This is a genomic window from Lacticaseibacillus songhuajiangensis (genome assembly GCF_003946025.1).
GTDB lineage: Bacteria > Bacillota > Bacilli > Lactobacillales > Lactobacillaceae > Lacticaseibacillus > Lacticaseibacillus songhuajiangensis.
Window position 1 is genome coordinate 1 of the sequence record NZ_RHNR01000073.1, and the last position, 7,279, is coordinate 7,279.

Genomic DNA, 7,279 nt, shown 5'->3' on the forward strand with positions numbered 1-7,279 from the left:
GTGGTCATGGCGAATTTGGAAAATCTTCTCGCAGTTTTAAGTAGACCAATTTCGATTACTGCCAAAAAGAATAAGACTGCGGTGAAGATTGATTACAAAGTTATCGCGGATTTGCCTGAAAGTTAGGGCTAATTCACCAGCCACTAGATAGGTAATATTTTCTGGAATTGACTCAATTGGTTGAACATATGAGTTAAAGGTACCAACCACTTCATCGGCACGCACCTTTACTCCAGAAATTTGAATAATTTCATCCTCGTATCTGTTCAGTCCTGTGGTCTCTATATCAAACACCACGTAACTATGCAACTTGCGACGTAGCTTGTGCACTACCGGACTCGGTTTATATTCGACGTCAGAAAGCACTGGAATAGGGATTTCACTTGATTCTTCCTCGGATGATTTTTTCATCACTTTACTGTCTGATGAATCATCTGGGATGAACTCCTTCGAACTGCTCGTATTCTTATTTGATGATTTACCAGTTTTTTTTGCTATCAGGAAAATCACTAATATTAATACCGCCGCAATAAGTAAAATCCACCAGAAATATATTGCCAACGCAATAAGCATTACGATAATTGCCGTACCTAGACACCCTGTACCTGATTTTTTCATAATTTATTAACGGTAGAATAACCGCTACCCCCCAATCTTTTTTTTAATACAATCACATTTTACCACCATTTGTTTGCTATTCTCTTGTTGGCCCGTTCGAATCAACAAGCCGTTTCTTAAGTGAAACGGCTTTTCTTTATATTGATATACGGATTAATCAAGTAAATCGGACACCACATCATCCTGATCACTAAAGTTTTGCCCAAACGTTTGGTAAGTGCCTGACGGTGAGGTAACCATTTCCTTAAGTTTTTTTGCTTACTTTACGAGCTTCTCTGCTTTCTTAAGCTTATCACTTGCATTATCTGTTACATCTGCTCTCACACTAGCTAAAGCTTCGTCCATTACGTCATTTCCAGTACTGATATCCTTTGTTAGCGTTGTTTCACTGGCAATCAACTTTACGATTGCCGTGCTGAAGTCTGTGTACTGTTTACCTACGACTGTTGCACCTGCATCATTAAAAATCGCATCATGCCATGTATTTTGAACTTTGTTTGCAAGTTTCTCCGAACCTGCAGCTGAAATATAAGTTCCTGCCTGCATTTTGAAATATGCACTGTTGAATTTCTTATAGCTCTTTGCATCCTTTTTTCCTGTTCATCAATCTGCGCCTGTTCAACTGCCTCTTCGTGCTGTATGGACTTCGCAATTCCAAGAACATCCACCCCCAAGCACACATAAACCAACAAGCAACAAAATTGCAGGGCGCATCATCACAAACGATACAATCGTCAACACAAAACTAACCGATACCACGATTGCTGAAATAATCAGTACTGCTACTAAAAAATTTCCATGCTTATCTCCCTATACTGGTCCCCAAAACAACAGAAAGCCGCTTCAGTTGAGAAGCGGCTTTCTGTCCAAATATCCAACTCAAGTGTAATTCTATCTGATTAGACTAGCCACGCAATGCTAGTTTTATTCCCATTCGGAAGCTTCAGGCTTTTTGCTGGTGATGATCCAACTCAGGACTAAGACGACCACCATGATCGCAGTGACAAAGTAAAAGCCAAGTTGCGCGCCTTTCAGGGTTTGATGCGCGGCATTGGCGTGCGGTGCCATGCGCGCGCCAGTTGCAAGCAACGCTGCCATAATGGCAGTACCGATTGAACCGGAGTACTGTTGCAACGTGTTGTAAGCGGCATTACCATCCCCCATTTGTTGAGGAGCCAACTGCTGCAAACCAAACGTGAGTAAGGTGTTGAACATGAGGGCAAAGCCGACCAAGTAAATCGTGAAAATACCGGTGATCAGCCCGACTGTCAGCCGACTTGCGAGCAGGCTGAAACTTGCAGTGGCAATAACCAACAGCACACTTCCAATGCGAACCAGGTGCTTGATCCCCATTGAATCCATCAACCGCCCAGCAAGCGGCGATACGATTGCGGATACGATACTGCCGACGAGTAACATTGCCCCGGAAGCCATTGAACTGGCCCCCAACGTCAACTGGGCAAAGTTTGGCAACAAGAATGTGAAACCGATTTGACCAAATTGAATTAAGAAATAAATCGTGATGGCCAGGGCGAAAAAGTAATTCTTGAAAATGGTCACTTGAAGGATCGGATGCTCAGATTTTACGGAGCGCAAAATGAATCCGGCAAAAGCGAGCACTGCCACAATCAACGCCACGATGAAGCCAACGCTTGCTGGACCTGCAGTCCCTAAGGTATTAGCTGCCAAGGTCAAGGCAATCAATGCAATAAAAATCAACGCAAACTGATCGATTGCAAACTTGGACTTTTGGACTGCAAATGGTTGTTTCACATTTTTTGCGGCAATCAAGCAAGCGATGACGCCAATTGGCAGCGTGATGATGAAAATCAGCCGCCAAGTGGTGAATTCAACGATTGTGCCACCGTAAGTTGGGCCAAGCGATGGGGCTAAGGCAATCACCATGCCGGCCAACCCGTTGTACATTCCCTGCTTGCGTTGCGGAATCTGGCGCATAATCAAGGCGAACACTAACGGCATGGCACAGCCGGTACCGACCGCTTGAATGATCCGCCCAATCAACATGATCGGCAAATTCGTCGCGACCGCACATAAAATCCCACCAATGGCAAAAGCCGCCCCCGCAGTCAAAATGATACTGCGCGCCGTGAAACGAGATTGAACGTAACCAGCGATGACCATGGTGGCAGCGACTGCGAGCAGGTAAGCGGTGGTGACCCACTGCACCGCGTTCATCGACGTATGAAATTGTTGCATCAAAGTTGGGAACGTGACGTTCATCGACGTTTCAACTAAGACCCCACAAAAAGCCAATGCCGTGGTGCCAAAAATGGCAAATAAGGTCCGTGGTGTGACTTTTAATTGCTCTGTATCCAAATGATAAAACCTCCAATGTTGGTGTCTGTTTTCAAACTGATAATTCCGTGATCAAATCTGGTCAAAACCTAAACGAAAGCAAAAAAAAAGGGCCTTAATGGCCGATACCGAGTCTGCACTCGGGTGAGCAGTAAGCCGGAATGGCGACCAGCTTACTACGATTCTGATTTTTTTATGTCAAATTGACATTCGTTTGTGACTAACCGGTAGTTATTATATCGGATATTTTCAGAAAATGTCAAGTTTATCTTTGTCAACAACACTGCTACCGCGTTGTTTTTGAACGAAAGCGCCATACCAGTAAAAAATTGCCAACAACGCCATAAAAATAATCACAAACACAGTTAATCCCCGGTCACACCCAATCCAACCCACCAAAAAAGACGGCCTGATTTCAAAATCATCAGGCCGTCTTTGTTGTACGGAGCATTTCCTATTTTTAGGTGAATTTAAGCTGTTTCTAGGCCCTTTAGAAAAATCCAAATTGCCTTTAAACCGGCCTTTTTACTGCAAGTTGGGTATCACCATTATTCCCATTCGAGCGTATCTTCAGCGGCGGTAACCCTCGTCATCAATGGCTTTCTATGCCTCAACTGCCGTTTTGGCGGGGAGTTTGGCGGGGCTTAATTGATCGTACTTTACCGCCTGATTCCCCACGAACCGCACCTGATTCTGACCCGCCGTCTTGATCGTGATGTTACCCGCAATCTGCTCGGCGATGTCAGCATCTAGCCCGCCCCACAAGTGTGAGTAGTGCTTCAGCGTAATCTCAGGTGACGAGTGGCCTAAGCGCTTTGACAACACCAGCACCGAGACGTTGAACTCATTGATGAGATACGACGCGTGACTGTGGCGCAGCCCTTTGCCTTCGACCGGGTGCACATGCGCCAACTTGGCGTAGCGGTGGATAATCCGCGAAATCGTGGACTTGGTCATCGGCAAGCCGTCATAGGTCATGATGAAATCATCAACCCCACCCAGACCGAAACTCTTCTGCACCTCACGCCAGCGCCGTAGAATTGCCACGGTGTCATCATCGAGCGTCAAGATGCGCTTGCCGCTGTCTGTCTTCGTGTAGTTGTGGCGTTCCCAGTCATGCCGGTTCTTCATCACCAGCATGTGGTCAACGTGTAGCTGCTTCTTGGCGAGATCAACATCCCGCCACCACAGCGCTGTACCTTCGTTGACCCGCACACCAGTCAGGAAGTACAGCCACAACATCACGAAGTTCAGGTGCCCGTAGATATCATCAATGCAGATTTGCGCGATAACTTGTTCAAACTCGGCTTTCGTCCAAAATGGTACGCTGCTTTTGGCCTTGGGGATCGCCTTAACGCGCTTCGACACATTGCTGGACAGATACTGCATCTGCACCGCGTGGTCAAGGGACTTGCGGAAACAGCCGAACACCAATCCAGCATAGCCTTGCGAGTAGCCCGCACCGCCGTCTTTCTCATCTGTGAGCAACCACGTGCGGAAGTTCTGCACGTCGGTGATATCGATGTCACGCAGCAGCAAGTCGCCAAACCGCGCGATACAGATATCAAAGCTGCGATTACGGACGGCGAAGGTGCTTTCCTCCACGTCGGTTTTGTACGCTGGGATATACGAGTCTTTCATGAATTGGCGGTAAGTCATGCGGAAGTTCGTAAACCCATGCGCCTCATGATATTCGCGTTTCACCCGCGTGAGTTCCTTGTTCGCCGCAAACGCGGTGCTGAATGGCATTCCTTGACTGTCCTTCCGCCCTTTCTTGCGGACGCGCTTACCACTCATCTTATCGGTGCCTAACTCGGTTTCATAGTAGAAGTTACCTTTGGCGTCTATGAACACGCCTGGATATTTGGTTTTACTCATTCTCAACAGCTCCATTCATCGGTGATCCGAGAATGGACTCAACGACAGAACGCGGCACGCGCCCTAAGTTTCGGTTGAGATACAAGGGATAACCCTTTTGTACCATCCTTTGTTTCGCTTGTCTAATGATATCGCGCGCAGTATGCTGCTTAAATCCTAATGCCATCAGATCTTGATAGCAGACAAAGCTCTTATCCAATTACGTCACTTCCTTCTCATTGATTGAAGTGAGATAATCAAACCAGATAGGACCCAAATCTTATCTGTGAAGGGTGACTACTTGCTTTGGTCGGCGTAGTCGCTCTCTTTTGATGTCTCACTTGGTTCTGAATCCGTCAAAACGCCATTACAGTGGTGCTGATAGTGATGAATCAAGTCCCAGTGCCGTTGCGTCAGCTTGCCGCCGTCAATAATCGCTTTCAGCTCAGTGGTGCCGTTATATTGATCAATCAGCTGCAGCATCTTCAGCGACGGCGCAACTTGTTTCTTCAGCCAGCGGGTAATGTGCTCGTAACTCAATGGTTCAGGATTGGTTGAGAGCCTCAGCTTGTCGCGATAATTGCCGATGAAAGCATCCCAACGCGGATCTGTCGCCCACTGACTTTTGGCTTTGTGGCTCGGCGTCAAGAAGCGCAGGTAACGGTTGATGATGCCGAACACAACTTTCTCTGGATCATGCTCTGCCAACAGATTCTTAATTGCCGCAGCGGCGCGTTTGCGACGTAATCGGACTTCAAAGCGTGTCCGTATCGGCTGATCTTCAATCGCAATCTCAGGGTGCTTCTGGTGTTGCTCAAAGGCCTTGTCGTAAATACAGAAGTACACCTCACTTTGCGGTGACCCCAGATACAAAGTTCTGCCGGATACCTCCCACTGCTTCGTGCGATTATCTCGGAAGCCGTGAAAACGCGAGGTGAATTCATCGCGGTCACACTTCTCAATCAAGGTCGGCACATCGAGTAAACCATTACGATCATTGATGGCGAGGTCAACCCGCGTGAAGTGACCGTCAAGCGCAATGCACGTCTCCAAGAAGTCGTACCAAGTCCGGTTCTGCTGGCGCAAATAAGATTCAACATAGCGGCAGCCTTGGCCCTTCAGCTCAATCATTGTGCCACTGTCTTCACTTGGATCATAACCGTCTGCAGTCACATCTTGATACGGCGACAACAACACATCGATTTCACCGCACTTGAAGGTCGCACTGTAACCATAGCGTGCGCCTTCCTTGAGATTGAAGTGATTGAGGTTAATCTGGAACAGTTCGGTCACCAGTTCTTCATAGTCATGCGACTTGAAGGTAACGCCCAAGTAATCAATACAGACGTCAATGTTGTTCTGCCCGGTCAGCGACCGCAGCGCCAACGTCAACCGCAATCGCGCTTGCTTGTTAATCGGGCTCTTCCCTGTCAGCAACTGGTTCAAATGCGACCGACTGTAATCAGCCGTCGTCGCTAATTGTCCCTGAGTAATCTTATGCGTACGCATCTCATCATGAAACTGGTTTAGCCAGTCGGTATTCGTCATCCCGCCGACTAAGTTCAAATCTTTCAGCATGTTAGCTCCTTTCGAAGCGACCTGACAACAAAGCCACCTATCTGCCTACGCAAAGTGGCTTGCCACCGGCGCTTTCGTCCTACTTACGTGTATTTTGTCTTTAATATTTGCCCCCCTATTAGAGACCGGGGGCTTGTGGCGGCCGGCTAACGCCGACCGCTGCCGCTCGCGCTAGCGGCTTTCGCGCTGCACGCCGCGCACGGCGGCATACGTTGCAAGACCCTTCCGGAAGGTCTGTGAGAACTTTCGCTCTCACCATATACAGACGGTTTGTAGGACGCGATTTGAAACAGAAACGTTTTTTGTTACACATTCTTAACAATGATTAGTCGGTAACAACTCACAAATCAATAAAAGATCTCCCTTACAATCAAGGAAGATCTTTGAAGTTGATTCAATATAAAACTGATTAAATGTGTTTAACGTCATAGCCTACTCTACCCATACTGACGCTCTTTATATACCTCGTACGTAACCATTTGCAGCAATCGAACATAGCCTTGGATACTCTTGGCGGTGATTATTGAATTGTTCGTAATCGAGTTAAATTTTATTGATAGCGTTGACAGCGAATCTCGCACCTTTCGGATTACCCATCCGGTGTCAGATGCCCGTAACGATCTCAATGACAGGATTGAAATACGAATACTTTCGGCTCTAGTATCTTCTTCCTCCCGGCGAAAAAATTCTTCTGATGAAATTGAATAGCTATCACTCCAAATCGCAGGACTGCTGGAGAAATAACCAAATATTGGTGCTCTATTAATGCTATCAAGAATTGCTTGACTCCAGTCCTGGTCTAATTCACGGAAATTTTGAATTCGAAATAAACTCCTCAATTGTCAAATCAAGCGCAACACTTTTTAACCGATTCTTGTTAGCGGTATAGGTCATGCCATGTTGGGGTAGT

Annotated in this window: 6 protein-coding genes; all 6 read right to left on the minus strand. The window is 46.9% G+C overall.

Annotation, left to right across the window (positions count from 1 at the left end; translation table 11 throughout):
* Nucleotides 1–36: 36 nt before the first annotated feature.
* The 6 genes from EKM97_RS11605 to EKM97_RS11630 all read right to left on the minus strand — a co-directional run bounded on the left by EKM97_RS11605 (nt 37) and on the right by EKM97_RS11630 (nt 6,369).
* A complete protein-coding gene (locus tag EKM97_RS11605; protein ID WP_125572536.1) occupies nt 37–618 on the minus strand; it encodes a 3'-5' exonuclease in 582 nt (193 codons plus the stop codon).
* Between the two features lie 258 nt (nt 619–876).
* Entirely contained in the window at nt 877–1,164 is a 288-nt protein-coding gene (locus tag EKM97_RS11610; RefSeq protein WP_125572537.1) for a hypothetical protein, read from the minus strand.
* Between the two features lie 378 nt (nt 1,165–1,542).
* Nucleotides 1,543–2,955, minus strand: coding sequence for a DHA2 family efflux MFS transporter permease subunit (locus EKM97_RS11615; protein WP_125572538.1), 1,413 nt, complete (start codon nt 2,953–2,955; stop codon nt 1,543–1,545).
* Nucleotides 2,956–3,537: 582 nt separating this feature from the next.
* Nucleotides 3,538–4,812 (minus strand): tyrosine-type recombinase/integrase, encoded by a 1,275-nt coding sequence (locus tag EKM97_RS11620; protein WP_125572539.1) that lies wholly within the window; start codon nt 4,810–4,812, stop codon nt 3,538–3,540.
* Nucleotides 4,805–5,011 carry a DUF3173 domain-containing protein gene (locus EKM97_RS11625; protein WP_003575700.1) on the minus strand — a complete coding sequence of 69 codons (207 nt, stop codon included), beginning with the start codon at nt 5,009–5,011 and terminating at the stop codon, nt 4,805–4,807. The genes EKM97_RS11620 and EKM97_RS11625 overlap by 8 nt, the downstream gene beginning before the upstream one ends.
* A 77-nt stretch (nt 5,012–5,088) precedes the next feature.
* Nucleotides 5,089–6,369, minus strand: coding sequence for a replication initiation factor domain-containing protein (locus EKM97_RS11630; protein ID WP_125572540.1), 1,281 nt, complete (start codon nt 6,367–6,369; stop codon nt 5,089–5,091).
* Nucleotides 6,370–7,279: the final 910 nt, after the last annotated feature.